The following is a 265-nucleotide window of genomic DNA, read 5'->3' as shown; positions in this document are numbered from 1 at the left end:
ACCCATACAAAATCGGCTCCTTTTGATTCGAGATGACGATCGCTAGCCCCAAGCAATACATGCTCATCTCTGTGTTATGCTCCCATAACCAACTCGTGAGTATATCCCGGGATTCTAGAACCGTGTACTTTTCTCCCCAAGTTATTTCCTGTATTAGCAAGAGTCCGAACCGCTGTTGTTTTTTCAATACGTCCTCGAGCTTCTTCGTCAATACGAGGACATTTGTGTAGGAAGATGAGGAGCTGACCCTGTAAATCGGTTGTCC

At 45.7% G+C, this 265-nt stretch carries 1 protein-coding gene; it reads right to left on the bottom strand.

From position 1 onward, the window contains the following. Nucleotides 1–265 (bottom strand): hypothetical protein (locus tag SB775_RS30365; protein WP_410864967.1); only part of this gene is annotated, 265 nt, incomplete at both ends.

Source organism: Peribacillus sp. SIMBA_075 (genome assembly GCF_046534585.1).
Note: the sequence above shows the minus strand (reverse complement) of the source record. Positions and strands in the feature narration are given on the sequence as shown.